Origin of the sequence: Leptolyngbya sp. FACHB-321, assembly GCF_014695975.1 — a bacterium.
GTDB lineage: Bacteria > Cyanobacteriota > Cyanobacteriia > Leptolyngbyales > Leptolyngbyaceae > Stenomitos.
The window spans coordinates 61,923-85,135 of the sequence record NZ_JACJPI010000010.1; the positions used below are offsets into that span (position 1 = coordinate 61,923).

Here is a 23,213-nt window from a genome sequence, read left to right on the forward strand (position 1 = left end):
ACATAAGAAAATTTGTCACTCACGCAGCGCCAAGCCACCGCCAAGCTCACAAATTAGTTTTGGCAACCATTCCCTGCTCCCGGAGACTGCTGGCAAAACTCTACAGTGGCTCAACCTAATTACATTTTTCCGTCCTGTGCTCTCCGTGTTTGAGCCCGCCGCGCTTCTCGCTGCCGTTTCTCCAATGCCTGTTGTATTTGCACCACGTTTTGCGTCAACGTCGTCTTCACGGTATGCCACGGGTATGTTCGCAACGCCCGCTGCACCCTGGGCGACTGCTGCAAAAGCCCCACGATCGCCTCCGTCTTATACCCCTGCTGACATGCTAACGCTGTCACCGCAGACTCAATTTGCTGTACGTCCGTCAGCCCTCGCTGTTGGGTCTGTGCTGACAACACTTCCCACCGTTCCTGGTCACTCGCATTCTGTAAGCCCACCCAAACCGCTCGTTGCTCCAGCGCTTCAATGTGGTTTTGTGTCCACTGGAGCATAGCCTTAAGGCTCTCTGCTTGCACTTGCTCATTCGTGCCTACTGACCAACCATCTCTTAAGCCGTCTTCTTGCTCTGCGTCAGCGATCGCCACTGGTGGCAGGTTTAAGGTACCCTCACTTAGTACGACTGCGGCGGCTTCTGGGGCTAAGGCTGATTCTGTTACAGCATGAGCGTTACTTGGCTCTATGCCCTGCTGCGGTTTAGGCTCAATGAATGCTGTAACAGAAACCGTTTCTACTGCAATTGATTCTGTTACAGCATGTTTGACTAAGCAATCTCGTTCCGGTGGCACGACCGCAAAAGCTCTTCCTGTGTCGGTTTCAGTCGCTTCTGATTCTGTTACAGAATGATCTGAGCCTGCGTTTAACTCAGTTTGTGTTGGCTCAGTTGCTACGTCTATAGGTAGCGCTGCTAATCGTGCAGCATCTACCTGAGCCTCTACCGTTACCTCGTCTGCCCCAAAGCTGATCCCAAAGGTGGACTCTAAGCCCCGTTTCGTGTAACGCTTGCCCAACTTAGTGGCTGAAAAGGTGCGCACTTTATTGTTTTCTATTGCTAGCTGGTAGAGCAGTGCCCAACTCCCATCGTCTCTAGGTGTGGCTATGAGCGTCACTCCTGCCTGCTGCAGCTTATTTTGTAAGTCCTCCAGCGTCTCTGTCCCTACGACACAACGTTCAATGCTCTCCTGTATGACCCGTCGGGGTATGGGTTTTCCCGTCTCACGAGACTGCCTAACTTCCGCCACACTGGGCGCTTTGACGTCCACCTCCCAACTGTTCTTGAGCCTCGGTAGGTCAAACTCTTCCTCCAGCGTGCGCATAGCAACTTCGGTGCGGCGTTTCTGGAAGCTGTCGTTGACCACTTGCCCGTCCAGCCGGATACGATTTTCAATTAAATGAAGATGGCAGTCATCAGTGTCGTTGTGTTTGGCTAACACAAACTGGTTCATGACTGGATCAAAACCCATGAGATCCATGAACCGGTGCGCGATCGCTCGTAGTTGAGGCGGTTCTAACTCAGAGGAAAAGGCAATGGAGAAGTGCGCCACATAGTTTTCAGTGTGCCGTTTTGCCCCATTGCGGTGATGGGGTTGAAAGGCGACCTCAAACTCGCGTGCCATCACGGCTGGTGTGTCTGCTGCGCAATTGGTGTCCAGCAGTTCTGCTTTGTCTTTCGTCAGCACATAGTTGAGACAGCCGTAGGCACTTTTGCCCACCGTCACTTTAGCAATTGGCATGGGAGGAGGAAGCGGAAGGAGGGAGCGTGTCCCTTCTAGTGTTCCCTCCAATGGTGGGGTGATTGTAAGGTCAACACGTTTAAGACTGGCATCTTGAAGGTCAACACCGCTGAAGTTGGCTTGGCTAGAGTCCAACAGTCCCTGAGCAGGACTTATGTTTCGTTACCCGATTGCTTTTAAAGTCCTTTTCACCTCAGGAGACAAACTCTGTTTTATATACGGCTGTCTAGTGCCTGGCAGCTTTGTTTGATTCCGTATAAAAAGCGCCAGTAGGGTCATAGTTGGCTAGATAGCTTGTGGTAATTTTTATGCGGTTGCATTTAAAACAGCCAGCATGAAGGTGGCAGTACTCACCTTATTCAGACTCACTCTAATCCTGTAACCACTTTTCTGTCTCGCAGTCCTAGCAAAGTAAGCGCTCTTCTCTGCGGTTCATCAAAGCTAGCTCTTACCGAGCACTTTTTCCGTTTCCAACTCAAACACTCACTGCTTCAGTCCTCAGTAGCTCTTCACTGGCTGTCTCCTGCGGCTCCATACCAAGAAGCGCCAGTCGCATCGTTTTCACTTCTTGTAGGGCGTTGCTTAACAAACTTCTCACTGCTTCTGAGGACTCTCCTTGCACTGCTTGAGTAAGCGTTCCCTGCAATTTACTCAACTCGGCATAAACTAAAACGTTGCTGTCTGGTATCACCGTTACGGCTGGTTCTAAACAGCAACGACGAATGTACTCTGCCTGCGACAAACCGCTCATTTGCACAAATCCGTCAAAGCGTTCCTGGTCCGCTTTGTGTTCTAACTGCGCCTTAATCACGCGTGGTTTCGATTTCGTGTTCTTGTCTTTAGACGTCCTGCTAATGCTGGTCATAGAATCTCGTGACACCTGTTTCAAAATAGGGTTGCTGACCCGTTGTGACTAACCCTGTCCCTTAGCTAGCTCAGCCTTTGAAGCTGTGCCTAATGGCAAAATTGCTTACGGCAGCAGTGGCAGTTGTGGTACCAGGATGCACTGCTTGCTCCTGTTGAACTAGGGGAACACTCAGCCTCCAGCCGGTTCACGGTTCCTGTTAGTTTGGCACGCTTCTCCCCATTCCTCACGCGGTAATTACCCGTAACTTTAGTCATGCATGGGCTAGGTTAGCCTCCGCAAGACTGCGCCTAATTCGTATTAGTGCCATAACTCACTCAGCTCTCTTACTCTCCTAGGTGCTCTCAGCGTCCTCTCCTCAGGTAGGTTTACCAGGCAAACAGACTCTCACAGTCGGGTACCGTCTCTCTTTGACGGTCAAGCTGTTAAAGCAGATGGCTTTCTTCCGTAGGGTTGCTGTTGCGACTGCTTACCTTCATAGTGTCTTCCTATGGCAGCTTTATTCTAGGGCTAGGTTGCTTCCTTTCACGGGTTAATATGATAGCAAGTTTGCTCTAACGGCTCAGTTCGTATGTGATGACTGTCGCAACAACTGCTTGGGTTCGTATGTGATGGCTGCGGCTACTACTGCCTGCCTAGTGTTTTGGCTCCTTCGCTACTACTGCTTTCATTCTGTTTTCGTCAATCCCTACTTTGCACTCAGTTGGTGTCTTCCTACAGTGGCTTTCCAGGTATGGCGAAGGACTTGGGTGGCTGAGCTGGGAGCGGTGCAAGCGGGTGTGAAGGAACGGCAAGGGCAGGGCTTGAGAGCAAGGAAAAGGGAGAGCAAGGAGACAGGGCTTGTCCTGAACAAAAGGTGCTGTGCGTCATTCCCATTGGTGGTCAAACACTCTCCGTCGCTCTACTGCTTACAAGCACTCAGGTTTATCGCTTAAACACCCCAACTGTTGGTGGTGCAACAGACTACCGCTCGCTGTCAGCTATGGTTTTACCCTTCCTGCATGATCCACACCAGAAATCCCAACAGTTGGTCAACCGGCGGGAGCGGGTAGTCCACCAGATCCAGAGTGACGGTACGGTCTTGCAAGTTCAGAAAGCGCCACTGGGTGCCGTTACTGACCACGCCATAGACTACGGGTATGGCTTTGCCGTTTAGTTGGTTGAACAGTTGAGCTGCCACCATTTCAGCCACACACTGACCGAGACCAGTCGCAAGGTCTGCTTTCTTGACCTCGACAATCACGGTAGCGGGAGCCTCAATCGTGCTAACCAAGGGGGAGCGACTAAGCAAGAAGTCCACCAGTCCACTCAAGCCTCGTGCTTCGTCCACCGTGAAGTCTTCCCCTGAGAATACGGCCACCTGGCGCTTGAGGCAGCGTCTGACCTCCACTAGCACTGGGTAAATTAACCCCTCGGAGCGGACTTTCTCACTTCCAGTCGCTGCCAAGAGCAAAGCCTCCTCCAGATAGCTCTGGAGCATAGCCGAAGGTGACAGGGGTGGCACGTCAGGCAAGAAACGGTGCTCTTGCAGCGTCAGGTCAAAAGCTTTTAACGTTTGGTCCAGATTTGTGAATTGACTGTAGAGCATGACTAAAGCTCTGTGGTTACGTCGATCGTACACTCCACTGCCGCAGTCAACGTGTGATAACAGGAGCGGAGAGGGGGAAGCAAGGGAGAGTAAGGAAGGGGCTTGTGCTGAACAGCGGGGGCGGGGTTTCACGAGCGGTGTTCTGAGAGAGGATGAGGGTCTCCACTCAAGCTGTCGTGACTACCGGCTGTGGCTAATGATCGGTGCCTGACCAACATGTTGCATCTGTAGCGTTATTCGTTTCACTGCTTTCATTGACAGCTTTAATCGTCAGTCATAGCATCAGGGTGTCAATGCTGGCGTGCGTCAGGCTTGACGGGTGCCGTCATGACCATAAGTATACCTAACAGTCGCTCAATGGGTGCTAGGTCATACTCCGTCACGTCAATGGTCAATTGTTGTCCTTGCAACTGGACAAACTTCCACTTACTGCCGGCTGTGACGCTGCCATAGACGACCGGGATCTGCAGGTTATGCTTTAAGTTGAACTGCTGTGCGGCAATGAGACCGGCTATGCACTGACCTAAACCGTACTCCAGAATGCCCCGTTTGGCTTCTGCCACAATGGCTACGGGTGCCTTGCTGCCCATATTCACAGTCCCTTTGGTGGGTAGGGGATGAACAGGATGCCTACAATCTCGCCTGGAGACTGGCACTGGTGAGCACAGGTCAGTTTCCTGCACATCTATTGGCTACCTATGAAAAGGAACGCTTGTTGATCGCCCAAGGAGTACTGGTTCAAACAGACACGAACACGAAAGTTTTGGTTTCCAATCATACCATCATGCAATGCTTGCGCGAACAAGTTTTCCAAATTAGAGGAAATATCATGAACGAGATTGTGTTTAAGTCTGTTGTTGATATGGTTCAAATGATTCGCGATCGCCAAATTTCTGCGGTCGAACTTCTAGACGCTCATCTGGAACAAATTGCTCAACATAACTCGAAACTAAATGCCATCTGCACCCTTGATGCAGAAAAGGCCCGAACTAGAGCCAAGCAGGCAGATGAGGCTCTTACAAAAGGTGAAGATTGGGGCGCATTACATGGAGTTCCGGTCACGATCAAAGACATTTTTGAAACGGCTGGACTCCGCACAACCGCAGGCTATATTCCCCTGAGGGATTACATTCCCCAGCAGGATGCCACAGTCGTTGCCAGACTGAGAGCAGCAGGAGCAATTATCCTGGGAAAAACCAACGCAGCCGAACTCGCAGCCGATTACCAAAGTATCAATTCTCTGTTTTCACGAGTCAATAATCCCTGGAATTTGGCCTACACGCCTGGAGGAAGTTCAGGGGGCAGTGCTGCCGCGATCACAGCGGGTCTTTCACCCCTCGATCTGGGCAATGATTTTGGCGGGTCTGTGCGTCAACCGGCTCACTTTTGTGGTGTTTATGGACTCAAATCCACTGATCGTCGCATTTCGACCGCAGGCATGATTCCTGAAGTTCCGGGTCTACCCTTGTGTGTTCGACAAATGATGACCGTTGGATGTTTTGCGCGCTCCTTGGAAGACATTCGGCTTTGCTTTTCGCTGCTTACAGGAGCCGATGTGCGCCGTCCAGATGTTCCTCCGGTTCCTCTAGATACGCCTTCAGGCAAAGCATTGTCTGATCTCAAGATTGCCTGGATTGACGAGTGGAGTGAAGTTCCAGTTGCCTCTGCTATCCGAACCGCCATGCAGAAAACGGCTCAAACGCTGGCAAATACAGGGGCGAAGGTAGAACGTTGGCTGCCCCAAGGCTTTGACACCTCAAAGATGTTGAACCTGTATATGCGAGTTGCAGCCTATAACAACACCTATGCTCAACCGAGAGATCGCTACAACATCCGACGCAGTTTAGAATTGATCGCTCGGACAGCTACCCAAGGTGATAAAAAACTCAGACAATTAGGAGACTTCAGCCGCTTTCTTCCAGAGCTACTCAATCCCAGTTTGAAGGGATATTTTGCAACGCTGACAGAGCGCGATCGCTTCATTGCTCAACTGGATATGGCATTAGAGTCATGGGATGTTTGGTTAGTACCTGTGGCTGCAACGGCTGCCTTTACCCATCGTCCTGCCTGGAGTGCGGTTGAGGTTGATGGCAGAGCCTACCCCTACGGAGTTGCCAATGGAGCGTACACCATGCCATTTAATTTAAGCGGACATCCCGTCATCGTCATTCCCATGGGGCAAACGCAAAATGGACTACCGATTGGCATACAAATTGTGGGCAAGCGGTGGAAAGAGATGGAATTAATGGCGATCGCTCAACAGCTTGATCAGGTCATTGGCACATTTCAACATCCTCCAGGTTACTGAACGTATGAACAGCAAATTCGATCAACCTTTAATGCAGGGTAGTTGGCTTCGGTAGGGGTTATAGCTTCTAGCGATCGTTCCTTTATTCATTGACGTTTGGGCTTTCTCTGCTCCCTATCATTTCTATGAAATTTTCCCCTTCCCTGGCTGACATTGGGTCTCAACCTTAAGTCCGTATAACGAACATCTGGTTCGAGACTATAGTGCAAACAACCTTGGCTTTGAGGTACTGCTGGCAGCAACAGCAGTTTTGCTCGAACGGCAAATCGTCCAAGTTGCCCTGGTGAGTTGGCTTGCCTTTTCAGTTCCTCACTTCATCTATCACTTGACACAAACTCATCCTTTCTTGCTATTCGATAATGTGACACAGCTCAACTCTTTAGGATTTGTGGCGTTGCTCCCGATCGTCCTACTCCTCTATAGGGTCAAACAGAAGAATAGACTTTGAGTGACTCAGTTAATTTGCTGGATGAGAATCGCGGTCTAACTGAGTGAGAGCGATCGCCATGATGAGCAGTCCAATTGCAACCATTCTGGAAGCGGTGACTGGACGGGTTATCATGCCAAACCAACCTAACTGATCAATCACTAGGGAGAAAATCATCTGACTGCAAACGACTGCCAGGGTTGTGATTGTGAGTCCTAATTTGGGCACAACGAGCGTATTAACCGTGACGAAAACGGCTCCCAAAAAACCTCCTAGGAACGCCCACCAAGGAACCGTCGGCAGGCAATCGAAGGACGGGGTTGGAAAAACTTGCAAAATTATCATTAGGGCTAGCGTGACAAAGCCGGCAACAAAATTAATGGCAGCGGCGGCAATAGGAGAGTGGAGTGTTTGTCTTAGACGAGCATTTGCAGCCGCGCCAATCGTCAACAAAACTCCTCCAGATCCAGCACCAAGCAATGCGAATAATAGGCTCATACTCAAGGAGAAATAAGACTTACTAGGTTAGAAAAAAGACGGCAATCAGCAATAGCCCGATGGCAAAGCGGCGATGGCGAGTCAGGCGATGTTGTGGAACTCCGAGCCAGCCAAAGTGGTCGGTGATGATACCTGCGATCGCCTGTCCACACACCACAAATCCCAAGGTTAATGTTGGTCCAAGTAAAGCAGTGAAGTAGGTGCTGGAAGTGATGTAGCCAGCGCCTAACACTCCACCCAGAAAGCTCCACTGAGGTGCTTTAGATAGGGCAGACCAGTCAGGATTACCAAACCATCGAGTAACCAGTAGTGCAATTAAAGCCAGAGCACCAACAAAGTAGGAAATACCTGCCGCTAAAGGAACTGAGTTGAGAGAATGTGCCAGTTGAGCATTTAGGCTGGCTTGAATGGGTAATACAGTTCCACTCAGCAATGCCAATAGCAAGTACAGGCAGATTTGATAACGAGACGCGATCGTAGAAACAATGCGAAGAATAATCGCAGATAAGCGACTGAAACGACTAGTGATCATCACAGTAGAATGAAGGGAATAGCTTAACCTGGGGTATTGACCAGGGTTGGAGAAGCTGATTGCAGTGTGAGACCAATCTCCTGTCCATAGGAGAGTTCGAGGGTGTGGCCATCAGGATCTCGTAGAAACGCCCAGTATCCAACAGGATAACCAGAATCCTTTGGTTCCTGAATTAAAATTCCTGCTTGACGAGCCCTTTGGCAAAGGAAATCCATCACTTCGCGACTTTCACAGCCAATGCCAAGATGAGCCAATGGAGCCAGAATAGGATGTACCAACTCAGTTTGAAGCAGGACGATGGCAAAAGGACGAGTATGATCAGTTAACCATACGACCGCAACTCCTGTTTCGGCATCAATACGACGATGAGCAACTTTCATTCCAGCATAGGTTGTGTAGAATTCAACACTCTGGTCAATGTTCGAGACAGGTAATGCAATATGCGTTAGCCCAACGTCAATCATATTCAACTCCTACAAAAAAGATATAGAGATGCTGATTCAAGTCAAACCCATTAACTGTTGACCTAAATTCAAAATTCTTTAAGCCACATTTTCTAACTCATAAGAACAGTCCGTTCAATTTTTGAAGGTATCCCACGTCCTTACCGTGATGGGAAACTTCATTCCTGTTCCTTGGAAGGAGAACGAGTCAAAAGTATCTTTATATCAAGATAATAGATATAAAGATAAACGTCAAGAATCTTGATGTCGAGATATAATGGCTCTATGAAACGGGACTACATCGACCAAATTCTGGAGCAATGGCGGCAGGAGTCGCCTCAATTTGAGATCTCGGCGTTAGGTGTGACAGGGCGTGTGTTGCGAATTGCTCGCTTACTAGAAAAGCATCGAGAGGCTATCCTGGCAGAATACGGGTTAAGCATCTGGTCGTTTGATGTGTTGGCAACTCTGAAGCGTCAGGGAAAACCCTATCAGCTAAAGCCAACAGACCTCTACGATTTGTTGATGTTATCCTCAGGGGCGATGACAAACCGCATTGATCGCTTGGAGCAGGATGGCATTGTAACGCGCCTGCGTGACTCTAGCGATCGTCGCAGTGTGATTGTGCAGCTCACACCCAAAGGGATTCAATTAGCAGATACCGTGGTGCCTATCTTATTTGAACGGGAACAGAAACTTTTGACTCAATTTAAAACGACCGAATTCCAGTCTTTCACAACACTTCTGCGCAAGTTCTTAGTATCTCTTGAAGATAATGAAAAGTAATAATTCAGTTCCCTCTCTAAAACTCCCGCTATCAGTGTAAAGTTCATTTCAATATTTCAAAGGTAAAGATGCAGTGGTATAACGAACCGCCTCAGTGGCAAACTTTAACGAATGGTCTTCGTCTGACAACAGGTGCCCAAACGGATTTCTGGCGTAAAACTCACTATGGATTTATTCGAGATGATGGGCATTTCTACTATCAAACAGTGACAGGCGACTTCACAGTGGAGGTTAAAATTACTGGACAGTATCGAGTGCTCTATGACCAAGCGGGGGTGATGGTGCGTGAAAATGAAACAACCTGGCTCAAATGTGGCATTGAATTTGTGGAGGACATCCAGCATGTGAGTGTCGTAGTGACGCGCGATTTCTCAGACTGGTCAGTGGTTCCACTCTTACAGCCACCACCATCTCTCTGGCTACGGGTGCAGCGCCGGGCAGAGGCAATCGAAATTCAATATTCCCTAAATGGCGAAGACTATCAAATGCTACGATTAGCGTACCTGACACGAACCAAAACTGTGCAAGTTGGGTTGATGGCAGCCTCCCCTCAGGGAGAAGGATGCGAGATTCTATTTGAAGACTTCAAGATGGTTCTGCCAGACCAAAGTTACTGAGGTGATGGGTCAGAAAGGCTTGCCACTCTTGGCGATAGGCGTGCTTCTCCAGTTCAGGTAAAAAGCTTGCTTCTAGAGTGTTCAAGTTTAGCTGTCAGAATTCATTCCAGGAGAATCCTTGTGCAGCTAGAGTAAGATACTCATGCACCAGATTTGTTTTGAACATTGGAGGATCATCCGAGTTCAACGTGCAATACAACCCTGCATCCACCAGTTGCCGGATTGGATGGGGTTGAGCGCGATCAACAATGCCTAAACAGTAATTGCTTTGAGGCGATACCTCCAGAGGAATTTGTAGAGCACGCAGTTTTTGTACCAACGCATCGTCTTCTAAACAGCGAACGCCATGTCTAAGCCGCTCAGCCTTTAAGTGTTCCAGCGCACTCCAAATACTCTCGGCTCCAACCGCTTCCCCAGCATGGGCAACCACTCTTAACCCCTGTCGCCTTGCCTCTGCAAACGTTTCGGCAAACGCTTCAGGTGCGTAACCTTTCTCCTGCCCAGCTAAGCCTAAACCAACAACAAGTCCCATGTCCTGTCTCTGCAAAGCGCAGTCCAGGGTTTGTTTCTGCAAATTTGGCATGTGACGGACGATCGCCGCAATAAGTTTCACTCGACTACCATATTTTGCTTCACCGTTGATTGCCCCAAGGCTCAAGGCTTCGAGCAACTCGGTATCTGTCAAACCATCAGAAGCCAAAGCAGTGCCAAAATGAACTTCACTGTAACGAATATTCTGTCTAGCTTGGTGTTTCAGAAATTGCTCCACTAGTGGCGTTTGCATACATTGACGAGCAATGAGATAAATCTCTATAGAACCCATCTGACATCTAATCTTGGAGCCAGAAGCCTCACAGCTAGTGGATTGCTTTATGCTCTAGCGGAAAGCGTCTTTCTTGAACTGCTTCTGTCATAGAGCACTGAATGACGGCTTGCTTCAAAGCCAAGTATCACGAGAAAAGATCTCAAATGGGTTCTATACGTATTCCAGAAGTAGTGCGTATGTGCATATCCTGACCCATAGCTATATTTTTATGAGTTGACCTAGTGCAATTAATCGCATTAGGGCTGGAATAAGGTGAACTTTGTTTAAAGCGTTTATACCTAGCGGTTAACAGGCCTGCGATCAAACCGTTCCTTTCCTACAGAAGGAAAATCAATGAACTGCTCCATATAAGAGCGAAGGGCACGACGGCTCAACATCTTTCCTAACTGTAACCAGGCAAAATATCCGCTCAGAAGCGTGGAGAGCAGAGAAAGAAGAATGGCAGGTAGAATAGGTAAGCCAAGCACTTCTAGTGCAGCGAGCAGAACAAGAAAAACACCACCAACAGTCCCTAAAAAGGGAAGTATGAGTTGTAGCCTGCCTTCACTTGATAAGGTGTCAGGAGAAAGGTTTTCATACCAATACTGCATGCGTTCCCTGATCATAATTGTGAGTGGAAGCATACAGGTCAAGGTGATGAGCAAGCCAGCCACTAACAAGATGTAGGGCGGCTCCGGTCTAGATGCTAGCAAGTCTTCAAATTGTTTTAGCAGGATAACCCAGTCCATAGTGAAGTAGAAATTCTGTAATGTTCAACTGCAAAAAAAATTAGTCTCAACTTTAGTCTTGGCTTTAGGTTAGAAAGGGCTGGAAGCTCTGGCGTCAAACTTGAGGCATAAATGACTGTAACAATTCATCATTTTGAAAATGCTTGTATAGAATACTTCAACTATGTGATTGCACCTAAGTATGATGCAAGAACTTTCATTTGTGAAAGGCATTGGCAGTAAACACGAAAGTTGGCAACATTACATCCTTAATGATGGGCGCTGATGATGCGTCATGAGCACTAAAGGCACGATCGCATTCAATAGCATTGGCACCTGTTTGAGCCTGGATAAGCCACGACAAAAGTTGATTGCGCTCGGTGCTCCCCCTCATATGATGGAACTCTGGCTTGCCTAAACCTGGCGAGAGGCGTTTGCACTGTCTCCTGCAGGACATTACCAGCCATTAAAGGAGATTTTGTAAGCGGCATTGCCATGATCGCTAGCTGCTTTCGGTATTGAAGCTGGAGCGGAAGCGCGAGTGCAAAGGATGAACGCTTGTAGTCATGGCTACTCTCAGCTTAAGTTGGATTGCTTGCGTCTAGGAGTGACGCAGTGCGCTTTAAACGGGGCCACTGCCGTCTCATCGTGCTAGTCATCTCAACGAGCGCTCCAAGTGAGCAGCTAAACTGAAGTCATAAACTGCAAGCAAACCGTTGGACGATACGAAAGCGGTGCCGCGTAAAATCATCCATATCGATATGGATGCCTTCTTTGCTGCTGTAGAGCAGCGTGACCACCCACAGTACCGTGGTCAGCCTCTGGTGGTAGGTAGTAATCCCGCACAAAGAGGCGTGGTTGCTGCTGCTAGCTATGAAGCACGTCAATACGGCATTTACTCCGCGCTACCCTCACGCCTTGCCCAACAGCGGTGCCCTCATCTCATTTTTGTTAAACCCCGGTTTGAAGTCTATCGTTCTGTCTCACAGCAGATTCGGGACATCTTCGATCGCTACACTAATCTAGTGGAACCGCTCGCTTTGGACGAAGCTTATCTGGATGTGACCACGAACAAGCCAGAGATTGCCTCAGCGATGGCGATTGCCCGTGCGATCAAACAAGTGATTCGGGCAGGAACGCAACTGACGGCTTCCACTGGGGTTTCGTACAACAAGTTTCTGGCTAAGCTTGCCTCTGGTTTAGACAAGCCGGATGGTCTTTACCTCATTGCACCGGAGCAGGGACAGGCAGTGGTGGAGGCGTTGCCAATCGCAAAATTCTATGGCGTGGGAGCAGCGACGACTCAAAAGATGCAGGCACTTGGCATTCACACTGGCTTCGACCTGAAGCAGTGGTCCGAAGCAGACCTGCGCCAACACTTTGGTAAAACAGGCAGCTATTACTACCGCGTTGCCAGGGCTGAGGATGAGCGACCGGTCAATCCGAACCGCAGCCGCAAGTCTATCGGTGCCGAGCAGTCCTTTGCCGAAGATTTAGAGGTGTTAGAGGACATGGATGGGGCGCTGGCAACACTGGCTGGAGAAGTGGCGACCCGGATGGACAAACATCAACGCTATGGTTATACCCTGACACTGAAGGTGAAGTATGCCGACTACCAGCAAATGACCCGCGCTCAGACCGTTGAGTGTTTGCTGCGGGATACCGAGACGCTGTACAGCATGGCAAAAGACTTGCTGCGGGCACACCTTGATCCAATCAGGAAAGTGAGACTGCTAGGGCTAACAGTGTCGAATCTGGGCGAACCAACGGCACTGCCACGCTACACTCAATTGAGTCTGTCCTTGCCACCGTTTTGCCAGTAGCCCACCTGGGCAAGAAGTCTGTCATAAGGCTCTGTAGTCGTTGTGAGAAAAACATAAAGCTCCCCTGACAGGAGTCCGTCTGCGTGCCAAGCCATCAGCGCTTTTAGTCGAACCCGCTAAAGCGCTTAGGTTCACGTTCAATTAAGTGAAGGACAGGCCGCACCACACGATGCTGGAGCGGTTGTTGCAACGCTGACACTGCAGACTGCGGCTCTACCATGCTTTCTTTTGGTCTCAAGGCTCCGTTAAGCAAAGAGGGAGATGCTGTCGAGCAATCATCGTCTGCAAAGCCTTTGACTAAAGCACGTGTCCACAGCTTAGAACCGAGCCAGGTTCCGTGAGGCTGCCACTTGCTCAATCAACTTGATCACGGCACTGGCTACAGCTCCAGGAAAGTTCCCGCCCCTTACTCCGCTTAGGGTCGAGAACCGAATGTTTACATCTTCTTGCAGCGCCTGAGCGAGCGTTGTCGAGAGTCCGTAGCACCGATAATCTTGCTCTAGCCGTGGTCTAGCCTGTTGGAGGTGCTCTAGGCTGGGCAAGCGATCGCGTTTGATATGACGGTTAAAAGTCGGGTCAGCCGGTATCAGATTCCATAGTTCATTGATAGGGTAGACCGAGACTGGTAGGAGATGATCCAGATCGTAGAGGCTGCCGCTCACAATCCGTTTGGCTGTCCAAGGGCAGATGAATGTATGCCCTTCAAGCAGCAGCAGGTCAATGTTGTTCGATTCCCACGTCAGTGGTCGTCGGTTATCCGGTCGGGCGGTCAAGAGCGTATAGACATCACCCCGACTGATCGCTGCTTGCGGTTGCTGCGTGCGTTCTGTGAAGAGGCACCACTCATGGATACACAAAGCCTCAACCCACAAAGACATTGCTCGAAACGTTTGCCATAAGGTCGCAGTAATTACTAGGCACTTATCCTGGGGTTGCGTACCAGGGACAATGACCGTGCCCGCTTGCCTTTGAGCAGCCGTTATTGGTCGAGTAAACACGGTCCAGTCACCGGGACCAGCGTAACGGATCGGCAGCTCCAGAGCGTGAGCAACAGCGGTGATTGCCTTCTGGTAAGCAGCTAACAGGCTGGTTGGATAGGTAAGGCGCTTGCGGGGAAGGCGTAACTCACTGATTACAAAGAAGCCGTCAGCAGGGCGCGCAAGACTGCCTGTGTAGTCTTCCCACTGTTGCCGAAACTCAGTGAGAGCAGGGCGAAAGGCCATATCGTTAGAAATTTTGCCTTGGCGGGTGTACCGCTGCCCCTGGAGGATTGGTTTGCCTGGCTCTACAAAGCCCCAATAGTAAGCAACCCAAAACTCAGCCAGCAGCCGTAAGGGCACAGCCACATCCTGGTGGTACGTCTCCATGTCTGGGAAAGACAGTACAACATCACTGATTGACCGCATCAACGCAATTTTGTAGCTGTTTTGCTTACGATCGTGCTTCAGGATCGTGCTGATGATCGGGTGGGAGAGGGCTTCGCTCATGGCGGTGCTGGTAACGCAAACCCCTGAGCCGCATACGTCTGTCCACTCAACGGATCAACCACAATGCCATAGCCAAAACGAGTGTAGTCCGGCTTCAGCAGGTTTTGTCGATGCCCCTTGCTATACATCCAGCTTTTCTGAAAACGTTCCAGCAGTCCGTAGTTGAGGCTCACGCCCATACTACCTGTTTGCTGCATGATATTCTCTCCTACTCCTCCCTTACCACCGAGTTGAGCCAAGCGATCGGTCGGTGTTTTGCCTTCTGGAGTGATATGGGCATAGTAGCGCCGGGTTAGCATATCCTGGCTATGTTGCTGTGCTGCCTGAGAGAGCAACGGATCTTCAACCAAGGGTGGCAACCCGTTGAGCTGGCGATCGCAGTTGACTAAGGAAAGGGCAAACTGCCGTAATTGTGGCAATGACCGCGTGTTGTTGGCATTGAAAAGAGAGGCTTTGGGCTGCCCGATCCGCCAGCCCTGCCCACCTTTCCCGTTGTCAAAGTAGTAAGCATCTCTGGCATAGTAGGCTACCGTAGCCACTGCAAGCAGCACTGGCAAGACATAACGCTGAGTGGTAGCAACGATTTGCTTGGCAGTTGCTTTCGGGCGAGCGCGATAGCGCATACGGTCATCCAATGGTTTTGCTTTCAACTTGTGGTTTTGCTTTCAACTTGCCGACAGGTGGTGCTCGCTGACACTGCTTTCCTTTCTACAATCACTACAGGTCTAGTGGGTTCTCTTCCCAATATGGCTCTACTGCCAGGTCAGGAGCAACATCGTCGATCGCACTCTGCATCGCTGCTTTACTGATGGCTCCTTGAACATAACGTTGCAACTGCTCGTAAAGGGTCAGAATTTAGTTGCCCTCGATCACGTCTGTAGCAGCGACTCAATGCGTTGAGTGCGTTTGCGGGTAGTCATGATTTTTGGCTCCTCAACGCGACTTCTAACCGCTGCCCAAACTCAGAAGGACGATCGCACGTCATCACCAACTGGTCTACGGCTCTGGTCATGGCGACATACAGTAGCCGTGCTTCTGCTTCGGGCGTACTATGCTGATTGGGCAGATAGCCAATGCCAGGGATGAAGACGACCGGGAACTCTAAACCCTTGCTACTGTGCATCGTGACAAGCTTGACGCTGGGCGCTGCTGAGTCATAAAACTGGCTGTCTTTGTCTTTATTGATCCACTCCACTGGAATTTGGGCTTGCTGGCAGCGATCGTAAACCTGCTCTGCCATCCATTTCGCCCGATAGACAATCGCCATTTCGTTCCAGGGCATCCCACGCTCATGAAGCTGTTCAAGCCGTGCAGCTAGGTACTCGGTTTCATGACGGAAGCTGGGAAGCCTAATAAATTCGGGCTTTGCGCCATGCCGCCCTGCACTTTGAGGCTGTACCAGCAGTGGCATATCCTCTTCATTGTCCTCAGTTGGAGTCATCACTTCTTTAGCAAAGGCAAAGGCGAGCGCTAAAATTTCTTCGGTGTTGCGGTAGTTGAGCTTGAGGACGGTGGTGCGTCCCTGTGCCTGGATACCCAAGTGCTTAAAGCTGAAGCGCTGGCGTTTCGTTTCCCCATAGAGCGTTTGGGCATCGTCATAGAGCAGGAGTAAAGCTTTTGTGACTGGATCGACCATCTGCGCAGCTAACTTTAACCACTCTGGTCGAAAGTCATGCCCTTCATCAATCAGCACGGCTCCATAGCTGCCAGCGGGGATGATGTCCGCGTCTACCCCTTGGATCACCCGTTGCACTACTGCCTCCACGTAGGCTGTACCCTGGAACTCGTTAGCGCTTGGCTTTGGTAAACGATGCCGCCGGAGTAGCTCCCCACACCAGCCGTGAAAGTGTCGCACCTGCACGCGATCGCTCCCTATGCCTTTTGCATGAAGCATTTGCCGGAGTCTGGCAGCTAGAGACACGTTAAAGCAAAGTACCAGGATGGGTTTGGTTGTCTCCTGTGCCATATGCAGGCAGCGGTAGACCAGAATCAGCGTCTTACCAGAACCCGCTACCCCATGTATGACCCGATGCCCCTCGCCCAGGCTACGGGCAAGCTGTTCCTGCTGAATGTCCATCACTTGCAACAGGTTAGGCAGCGCGATCATCGCAGTCGCTTCTTCTGGCACATCCGGTAGCAGTGAAAGCTGTTTGCTGACGATTCGCACGTCTGGGAATAGGTGCCAGCGGATGCGATCGAGCTGCGTTGGAGTCAGTGGTTCGCCAAAGCTACAGGTGCAGAGATCCCAAAGCCGTCGTTGAAAGGTATAGTCGTCCACGCTCTCATACATTTCATCCTGGCAGATGATGAGATTTGGGGTTAAAACTGCCTGTAACCCGCCCTCAGCCTCAAACTGCTGGCGAGTGATGTTTGTCAGGACAACCCCATAGCTGTAGGGAAACGCCAGCCTGCCTTGATAACGACCCTCAGACTGTACCAGCAACCGATCCTGCTCAAGCTGTTGGTTGATCGCTAGCGTGTACCGTCTAGCTTGCTCCAAGGGGTTGTCTACTGACTTCATGCCAGCGTCCGTGAGCAGTGTTACTGTCTCTCGGTTGATCTGCTGGATCGTCGTCAGTTTCCAGTCTTTCACCTCCAGCACGATTAACCCCCGTAGTGGATGCAGGAGGATAAAATCAGGGTGGAGTCGCTTCGCACCGATCGGGACATCGTACCAGAGCAGATAATCAGCCTCTAGCTTGTCCTCCAGCCGTTGAGCTAAGCGCCGTTCACCAGAAGTCATGCGCTGAGCACACGTGCTGAATGCAGGAATGAGGGTTGCCATTGGAGTATATAGGCGACTGCAGTTACGTTCAGTATGCCCAATGTGTGCAGAATGCAGTAAATAAAATGAGATATTAAGGAAACAGCTACTGAAAAAATATTGTCGCCTTAACTTATTGCTCCCTTGATAATAGAATCTGGATTTAATCTGTTCCCAAGTTTTGGGAGAAAGCCTTACTGAAGCTTTCTTGCAACAGATTAAAAGGTAAGTAATATACAAATAATTTTCAATTTCCTCAATTTCCTGCTGAGATATTTCTAGCAGCGTTTCCTTCAGCTCAAATACACTAAGTAACGCTTCCCAAATTTGTTGTAAAAACTCTTGTCGAACTGTCGAAGATCGGGTAGGTCTGAGCGGTTTGGCTTGAAGCTGTTTAAGCTGAACCGCTACTCCTGAATCGCGTGTAAGTTTAAAAGCAAGCTCAAGAGAGCGATTACGAGAATGCTCAAGTTCTAGCGCTCTATCTCTTTCACTAGGACTGATAGCATAATCAAGTTTATCGAAAATCTGATTAAGCTCAACTGCTTTTGTATACACCTTACCAATAGCGAGAGCAAGGCCTATATCACGATTAGTATTACTAGCAAGACTAAAGGAAACGTCAAAGCGGCTCCTGCCGTTTTAGTCTGGGTACTCGAACGGTTTGGACGCATTGGCAAAGTGCTGCGGACCAAGGGTATCGAGTCGATTTTGGGAACTTGATTGAGCACTTCTTTGCTACCTCAGCGCGCTCAGTTGAAGTCGCATTAAGCCAACGTTCAACCGAAACCAAAGGGTTTCAAGTCGAACCGAAGCGTTGGCTTGTGGAACGGACTTGGACATGGTTAGAGAATGCACGTGCACTCACACGAGACTATGAAACTCTACCTGAAAACCATGAAGGTAGGATTCATGTAGTCATGATTCGGTTGATGCTGAGGCGGTTAACAAACAACCGCCGAATGAGGCACTTGAAACCTGCTTAACCAGTGTTTACAAACACTTTCTTAGTTCTGGTCTACAAGTAGTAGTAGACTGGCATCAGCTAGGTAGGCAATCAACCGGGCAGCACATGAAGCGTATAGTCGATCAGTGCTTCCAGTGCTTCTATCCGTTTCAATTACGCAGGTGTGAATGAGCGCAGGCAGGACGCAGGGGACAAGAAGCGTGGCTTAGAGATGTTGCAGCAACGGCAATAACATTGACACTGGCAAGGGCGCGTAGGCTTTGATGGTATTGAAATAGCAAGCGGTTGTTAGACCACCGACAAAGCCACCGCAATGCATCTCCCAAGAGACACCTGCCCTTTGCGGAAAAAGACCCAAGAGTAGCGGGCTATAGAACGCAAGGGTGAACATCGAAAGTAAGGATGAGACTACCTGCTGCTCGTAGAAACCGCGCAGGAGTAAGAAACCGAGATAACCGTACAGGATACCACTCGCTCCAATGTGGTTTGTACCATACTGCCCCCATAGCCAGGTAAATAAGCCACTTGTAAGTGCGACTACCGCAGTAATGATGAGAAAGTCAGTCACGCCTCTCGGCATCACAAGAAAGCCGCCAAAGCTTATAAAGGCTACTGTATTACCCACCAGATGGTCAGCTTCATCGGCTCTGGTATGGTCATGCAACAGAGGCGCAAAGAGCAGACCCCATAACCCTACAAGTTGCTGTGGTCGAATCCCTAGCTGATTCAAAGCACCACCGAGAAAGAGGGTATTAAACAGCCACAAAAACCATGTAAGGGCGATAGGTATAGCCAAGACGGGCAGTAGCAGCCAAAAATCAGGCTTGAGGATGAAACAGACCAAAAAAAAGGTCAATACTAGTGCAGAAGTAAGCAGCCGACTTTGGATAAAGAATTCGCTAATCATCTGGGAAGATCTGGTGAAGGCTTATTCGTACTCTCGTATCTAGTGCCTTTCATTTTGCTCGAAATTTTCTTTTCAGTACGTAAAATTAGGCGCCTTAGTTTTCAAGCGCACCACAAGCATGGCTTGGCTGAAGCCTTATGCACTGAGTCAACCGTTGCTACCCTTGCCTGCTCTACTCTTAAATTCCAGCATGACCTTAGCCTTGCCACTGCCAAGACAACCAAACCCTTAGTCCTAGTGCAAGAGACTAATACATAGAAACGTAGAGCCTGTATGAAGAATGACATCAATGCAGTCGGCACCGGCAGGTTATAACGGCTTTAGCTCAGTTGTAGAACACCCACGACTCCTTAATGAAATGAAAGGAGTAACGCAGTCATAACCCAGATGATTCGGACACTCTAGCGAAGCCTAAGGGCAGTAATTGGTGCATCGCTATCCAGCTAGCAAAACGTTAGGGATAGAGCGTATGGAATCCTAAAACCGGATGCCTGTTATGCCGTGGGAGTAACGCAAACAGTGCTGGGGGCAGGAAAACACTGGAATAATGTTGAGCTGGCTAAATCATTACGAAGAACCGCTATGAAACTAATACATCTATCCGTTGCTAGTCTGTTACTTCTCATTGGCTTGACGCAAGCTGCCCTGGCACAAGGACAACGTTATCCAACCGAGCGGGAGATGCAAAGTCTAAGCCAGCAGTTTAAGCGCAAGTTGCCTAGTTTGAAAAATGGTCCGACTCGCACCTATAGCGATCGACGCACCCCTGCTGAACGGCAGCAACGTGAAACCTTTGTCCAGTCCTGGGCCCGTTTTGATCCGGCAGTAGCGACCTTTCTAGGTGGCTGGACTGCGATCGAGGAATCAATGCTAATCTATCCCTCCCGCACGAAAGGGCAGGTCTGCATCATTGAAACGTTCATTCCAGGGGCTAACGATTCAGGGTTTGCCTTGACATTGGGTAAGGTTGTCAGGGGACGGGTACAAACAGGCAATCGCAAAATTCTGATTAGACAAGATGCTTTCCTGGGGTCTGCTGGTGTTTTTAACGGCAAGGCTGGACTTTACGAATATGCCAATCCTCGCCCCTTACAAGACCCAGCCACTGTTGACTATTTTCAGCGAGTACCCAGCATTGTGAATCAATTTAAGCAGGCTGGTTGTACGGCTCGCTTACCCCGGTAAGAACATCAAGCGAAGACTGAAACTCCCGGCTTCTATGCAGGCGAAACCATTCCTCAACCGTCTCACCATCTCAGCCGTGTGGAACAGATGGCACTGCTCATGTGGCATCCACTGTTTACGGGCAAATGTCCTCATTACGGGCAAGTGATCGCTCAGGCTAATGTCTCTCTTCAACAGTGGCATTGTGGGAGTTGTGGAACGGATAGCTTTAAACCTTCAGGGGCGTTGCCTGTAGCTATGAATAATTTTGAAACCTTCTAAATAAGGTTGTTTCTGCGTTAACAATACTAAACCTATTTTTTATTCCTTTCATTACCTACAGCATTTGTGGCTTCTCTAGGGAAGCTTCCTTCCATCTCTTCCATTTCCGTAACTACGTTTTCAGCATGCTCAACAGCCGAAATAAGTTCTGTTTGCGATAACTCACCGTATTCATAACGAAGAATTGCAATATTGAGAATCCTTGCGGCTTTGACACACTTCTTATACCTGGAGTTCGGATCAATAAAACCCATTGCACCGAAGCAGACTCCTGCTCCCAATGCCCATGCCCGTGACGCTTCGTTACCTCCGAAACCGGAAGTCGCCATGAGTGAAAATGTCAGACCTGAAACTCCACTAACATAATGTAGTGTGCGAGCGACCCGGAAGTATGAGACGTAAAGTTTGTGTAGTTTGTCAATCTCTGGCGGGACGGTACGTGCCTTCTTGGTTGGCTCGGAAGCTGGTTCAAAACTCAAATTTTTCTCCGCAATTCAGTATTGATTTAGAGCCAACATAACCTCGAAACTTAAAAAATCTCTAGAAAATTTAATTCGCTTAATAAGGGTAGCCATGTTATGCCAAACGGTTGACTGGCTTGGAGTGCCACCGCTATACCTTCAGCGCTACCGACTCGACCTGCCCCTCCCTGACCACGACCCGTTTCCGCTCCACATATAGTCGAAGCTGTAGCGCTTGAGAACCAAACCTGCAATTAACCCTCAACTGCTTGGTCAGGAGTCTTTTATGGGTGACCGCTTCCAACTTTTGACTTTAGTATCACCGCCTTCGTGAACGCTTCATAACAACCTTGGGGTTTTTCTCTCTACACCGGGAACGCTTGAAACAGCACCTACCCGGTCAAACCATGAACCTTCTTCGTTGGGCTGTTGCCTCAGTCGTTGCTACGGCACTCTCTGCCAACTTCGGGGGCTTCTAGCCGACCGACTGAACCGGATTACCCCTGCTATGTCCAAACGCAGTCAGGGCGCGTGATCAACCTGACGACTTTATGTACTGGCAAACCGACAGCTATCAATGTTACTAGTGAGCCGATCATTCGACAAACTGCCCTGAAGCCTCAGAAGCAAGCGGCTAAGGGTGGGCAGGTGGCTGAGACAGCACGCGAGATCAAAGGCAGCGCTTCTGGTTGGACGCTTTCTGGCAAGGTGCAAAACCAGACAAAGCAGTCGATTAGTGGTCTAGCAATAACCCTGTCCATTAACGTGGGATCGCAAAAACTGGTGGAATCGATGCGGACTAAACCATTATCGGTGCCACCGGGAGGCTACGCCGATTTCAAGGTAGCCATACCAGGCGATCTAGATCATCGTCCTGATTTTCGTGTTGCTTTGACGCAGTGGCACAACGAAGATGGCACGGCTGGTCAATACCCTTAAACGCATTATCAACGTAGCCCTTCAGACCCACTGCCCTTGAGCGCTGGGTCGGGGGTTTCTTTATGGGCGATCGCCAGTTCCACTAAAACCGCAATACCCGCAGCACTAAAGGGGACGAGACTCTTGAAGCGCGTCTCAGATCAACTTGCCAGTGGTCTCAACCCAGCTACAATAGAATCTCCAGCCAAGGGCAAGATCATGGTTCAAGCTTTAGAACGATCGCTAACCTTTGACGAGTTTTTGGCGTCTTACCCTGACGACGAAAACCTGTACGAATTAATGAATGGAGCCGTTGTTCCAGTGAAGCCAACTGGTCCGCACGGGCGTGTCTCAGCTTTTGTTCTGCGTAAACTCATAGTAGAAGTGGAGAAAGAAGACCTGCCTTTCTTCATCCCTCAAACTTGCTATGTCAAGCCACAGTCTGACAAAGCGGGGTACTTGCCAGATTTGGTGGTGCTAGACGAGCGCACGATCGACGAGGACCCTCGTTGGCAGAAGGAATCAACCATCTCCAAGGGAACCTCCGCCCAACTCGTCATCGAGATCACCAGCAGCAATTGGCGTGACGACTATGAGCGTAAGCTGCCAGATTACGAAGAAATGGGCATCGCTGAATACTGGATTATCGATTATCTTGCGCTTGGGGCTAGTCGCCATATCGGTTCTCCGAAGCAGCCGTTAATCACGGTGTACCAGTTGCTTGATGGCGAGTATCAGTTCATGCAGTTTCGTGGTACTGAGCCAGTACGATCGCAGGTGTTTCCAAACTTGAGCTTGTCAGTTGACGACATTCTTGCAGCCTTGCAGCCGCGCCCAAAGTAACAAAGTGCTGTTTTGCTGACTCCTTTGAGTGCCTGACCAAGTTTCAATCGCTTGGTGATTAAGTACCAGGAGCATTACTTCATTAGGGGGTGGGTTAAGCTCAGCAGAGCGGCCACCCACTCCACTGGTCTGCAAAACTGTGTTTGAAGCTTGTCACCTCATACGGCTCCTCAACCACTAGGTGCTTGTCATGCATACTGACATGAGCTTGATCGTAGCAGTGCTGATGCATCAACATCAGCTTTGCCCACTTGTACAGCAGCGTTCAGT

General features: G+C 49.7%; 22 protein-coding genes. 8 read left to right on the top strand and 14 right to left on the bottom strand.

The annotated features are described in order from the left end of the window. Positions 1-119 precede the first annotated feature (119 nt). From H6F76_RS00610 to H6F76_RS00625, 4 genes are all read right to left on the bottom strand, one after another. Positions 120-1,730 (bottom strand): relaxase/mobilization nuclease domain-containing protein, encoded by a 1,611-nt coding sequence (locus H6F76_RS00610; protein ID WP_190505033.1) that lies wholly within the window; start codon positions 1,728-1,730, stop codon positions 120-122. A gap of 475 nt (positions 1,731-2,205) precedes the next feature. Continuing rightward, on the bottom strand, positions 2,206-2,595 hold the full coding sequence (locus tag H6F76_RS00615) for a hypothetical protein (RefSeq protein ID WP_190447104.1): 390 nt from the start codon (positions 2,593-2,595) through the stop codon (positions 2,206-2,208). Between the two features lie 988 nt (positions 2,596-3,583). After that, positions 3,584-4,183, bottom strand: a complete 600-nt coding sequence (locus tag H6F76_RS00620; protein ID WP_190505035.1) for a hypothetical protein — start codon at positions 4,181-4,183, stop codon at positions 3,584-3,586. A gap of 290 nt (positions 4,184-4,473) precedes the next feature. Beyond that, positions 4,474-4,773, bottom strand: a complete 300-nt coding sequence (locus H6F76_RS00625; RefSeq protein WP_190505037.1) for a hypothetical protein — start codon at positions 4,771-4,773, stop codon at positions 4,474-4,476. Positions 4,774-5,012: 239 nt separating this feature from the next. Between H6F76_RS00625 and H6F76_RS00630 the strand changes: the two genes are divergently transcribed. Next, entirely contained in the window at positions 5,013-6,491 is a 1,479-nt protein-coding gene (locus H6F76_RS00630) for an amidase (protein WP_242036451.1), read from the top strand. Between the two features lie 457 nt (positions 6,492-6,948). Here H6F76_RS00630 and H6F76_RS00635 read toward each other — a convergent pair whose 3' ends face one another. From H6F76_RS00635 to H6F76_RS00645, 3 genes are read right to left on the bottom strand one after another with little or no spacing between them, the layout of a single operon-like run. Further along, entirely contained in the window at positions 6,949-7,416 is a 468-nt protein-coding gene (locus H6F76_RS00635; protein WP_190505041.1) for a DMT family transporter, read from the bottom strand. 22 nt (positions 7,417-7,438) lie between these two features. Continuing rightward, the gene (locus H6F76_RS00640) at positions 7,439-7,948 is read right to left on the bottom strand and encodes a DMT family transporter (RefSeq protein ID WP_190505043.1); all 510 of its coding nucleotides are present in this window, start codon (positions 7,946-7,948) and stop codon (positions 7,439-7,441) included. 23 nt (positions 7,949-7,971) lie between these two features. After that, a complete protein-coding gene (locus tag H6F76_RS00645; RefSeq protein WP_190505045.1) occupies positions 7,972-8,412 on the bottom strand; it encodes a VOC family protein in 441 nt (146 codons plus the stop codon). Positions 8,413-8,676: 264 nt separating this feature from the next. Between H6F76_RS00645 and H6F76_RS00650 the strand changes: the two genes are divergently transcribed. Both H6F76_RS00650 and H6F76_RS00655 read left to right on the top strand, forming a co-directional pair. Further along, a complete protein-coding gene (locus tag H6F76_RS00650; protein ID WP_190505047.1) occupies positions 8,677-9,177 on the top strand; it encodes a MarR family transcriptional regulator in 501 nt (166 codons plus the stop codon). A gap of 53 nt (positions 9,178-9,230) precedes the next feature. Beyond that, a complete protein-coding gene (locus H6F76_RS00655) occupies positions 9,231-9,794 on the top strand; it encodes a DUF1349 domain-containing protein (protein ID WP_347275963.1) in 564 nt (187 codons plus the stop codon). 94 nt (positions 9,795-9,888) lie between these two features. Here H6F76_RS00655 and H6F76_RS00660 read toward each other — a convergent pair whose 3' ends face one another. Both H6F76_RS00660 and H6F76_RS00665 read right to left on the bottom strand, forming a co-directional pair. Further along, complete coding sequence (locus H6F76_RS00660) at positions 9,889-10,617, bottom strand: adenosine deaminase family protein (RefSeq protein WP_277881161.1); 729 nt, start codon at positions 10,615-10,617, stop codon at positions 9,889-9,891. Positions 10,618-10,898: 281 nt separating this feature from the next. Further along, the gene (locus H6F76_RS00665) at positions 10,899-11,210 is read right to left on the bottom strand and encodes a hypothetical protein (protein ID WP_206754306.1); all 312 of its coding nucleotides are present in this window, start codon (positions 11,208-11,210) and stop codon (positions 10,899-10,901) included. 412 nt (positions 11,211-11,622) lie between these two features. Here H6F76_RS00665 and H6F76_RS30795 point away from each other — a divergent pair, with 412 nt between their 5' ends. Continuing rightward, positions 11,623-11,745, top strand: a complete 123-nt coding sequence (locus H6F76_RS30795; protein WP_277881162.1) for a hypothetical protein — start codon at positions 11,623-11,625, stop codon at positions 11,743-11,745. 298 nt (positions 11,746-12,043) lie between these two features. After that, complete coding sequence (gene dinB / locus H6F76_RS00670) at positions 12,044-13,150, top strand: DNA polymerase IV (protein WP_242036452.1); 1,107 nt, start codon at positions 12,044-12,046, stop codon at positions 13,148-13,150. Between the two features lie 317 nt (positions 13,151-13,467). On the opposite strand, the gene H6F76_RS00675 is transcribed toward dinB, so the two are convergent. The 4 genes from H6F76_RS00675 to H6F76_RS00695 all read right to left on the bottom strand — a co-directional run bounded on the left by H6F76_RS00675 (position 13,468) and on the right by H6F76_RS00695 (position 19,275). Then, on the bottom strand, positions 13,468-14,637 hold the full coding sequence (locus H6F76_RS00675) for an HNH endonuclease domain-containing protein (RefSeq protein WP_190505053.1): 1,170 nt from the start codon (positions 14,635-14,637) through the stop codon (positions 13,468-13,470). Next, entirely contained in the window at positions 14,634-15,287 is a 654-nt protein-coding gene (locus tag H6F76_RS00680) for a CAP domain-containing protein (RefSeq protein ID WP_242036453.1), read from the bottom strand. Before H6F76_RS00680 ends, H6F76_RS00675 begins: the two co-directional genes overlap by 4 nt. Before the next feature lie 266 nt (positions 15,288-15,553). Next, positions 15,554-17,422, bottom strand: coding sequence for a 3'-5' exonuclease (locus H6F76_RS00685; RefSeq protein ID WP_190505055.1), 1,869 nt, complete (start codon positions 17,420-17,422; stop codon positions 15,554-15,556). Positions 17,423-18,573: 1,151 nt separating this feature from the next. Beyond that, positions 18,574-19,275, bottom strand: coding sequence for a rhomboid family intramembrane serine protease (locus H6F76_RS00695; protein WP_206754307.1), 702 nt, complete (start codon positions 19,273-19,275; stop codon positions 18,574-18,576). Positions 19,276-19,857: 582 nt separating this feature from the next. Here H6F76_RS00695 and H6F76_RS00700 point away from each other — a divergent pair. Beyond that, the gene (locus tag H6F76_RS00700; RefSeq protein WP_190455501.1) at positions 19,858-20,460 is read left to right on the top strand and encodes a hypothetical protein; all 603 of its coding nucleotides are present in this window, start codon (positions 19,858-19,860) and stop codon (positions 20,458-20,460) included. A gap of 293 nt (positions 20,461-20,753) precedes the next feature. On the opposite strand, the gene H6F76_RS00705 is transcribed toward H6F76_RS00700, so the two are convergent. Continuing rightward, positions 20,754-21,200 (bottom strand): hypothetical protein, encoded by a 447-nt coding sequence (locus H6F76_RS00705; protein WP_206754308.1) that lies wholly within the window; start codon positions 21,198-21,200, stop codon positions 20,754-20,756. A 411-nt stretch (positions 21,201-21,611) separates the two neighbouring features. Between H6F76_RS00705 and H6F76_RS00710 the strand changes: the two genes are divergently transcribed. Both H6F76_RS00710 and H6F76_RS00715 read left to right on the top strand, forming a co-directional pair. Beyond that, entirely contained in the window at positions 21,612-22,121 is a 510-nt protein-coding gene (locus H6F76_RS00710) for a hypothetical protein (protein ID WP_190455492.1), read from the top strand. Positions 22,122-22,319: 198 nt separating this feature from the next. Next, positions 22,320-22,943 (top strand): Uma2 family endonuclease, encoded by a 624-nt coding sequence (locus H6F76_RS00715; protein ID WP_190505062.1) that lies wholly within the window; start codon positions 22,320-22,322, stop codon positions 22,941-22,943. Positions 22,944-23,213: the final 270 nt, after the last annotated feature.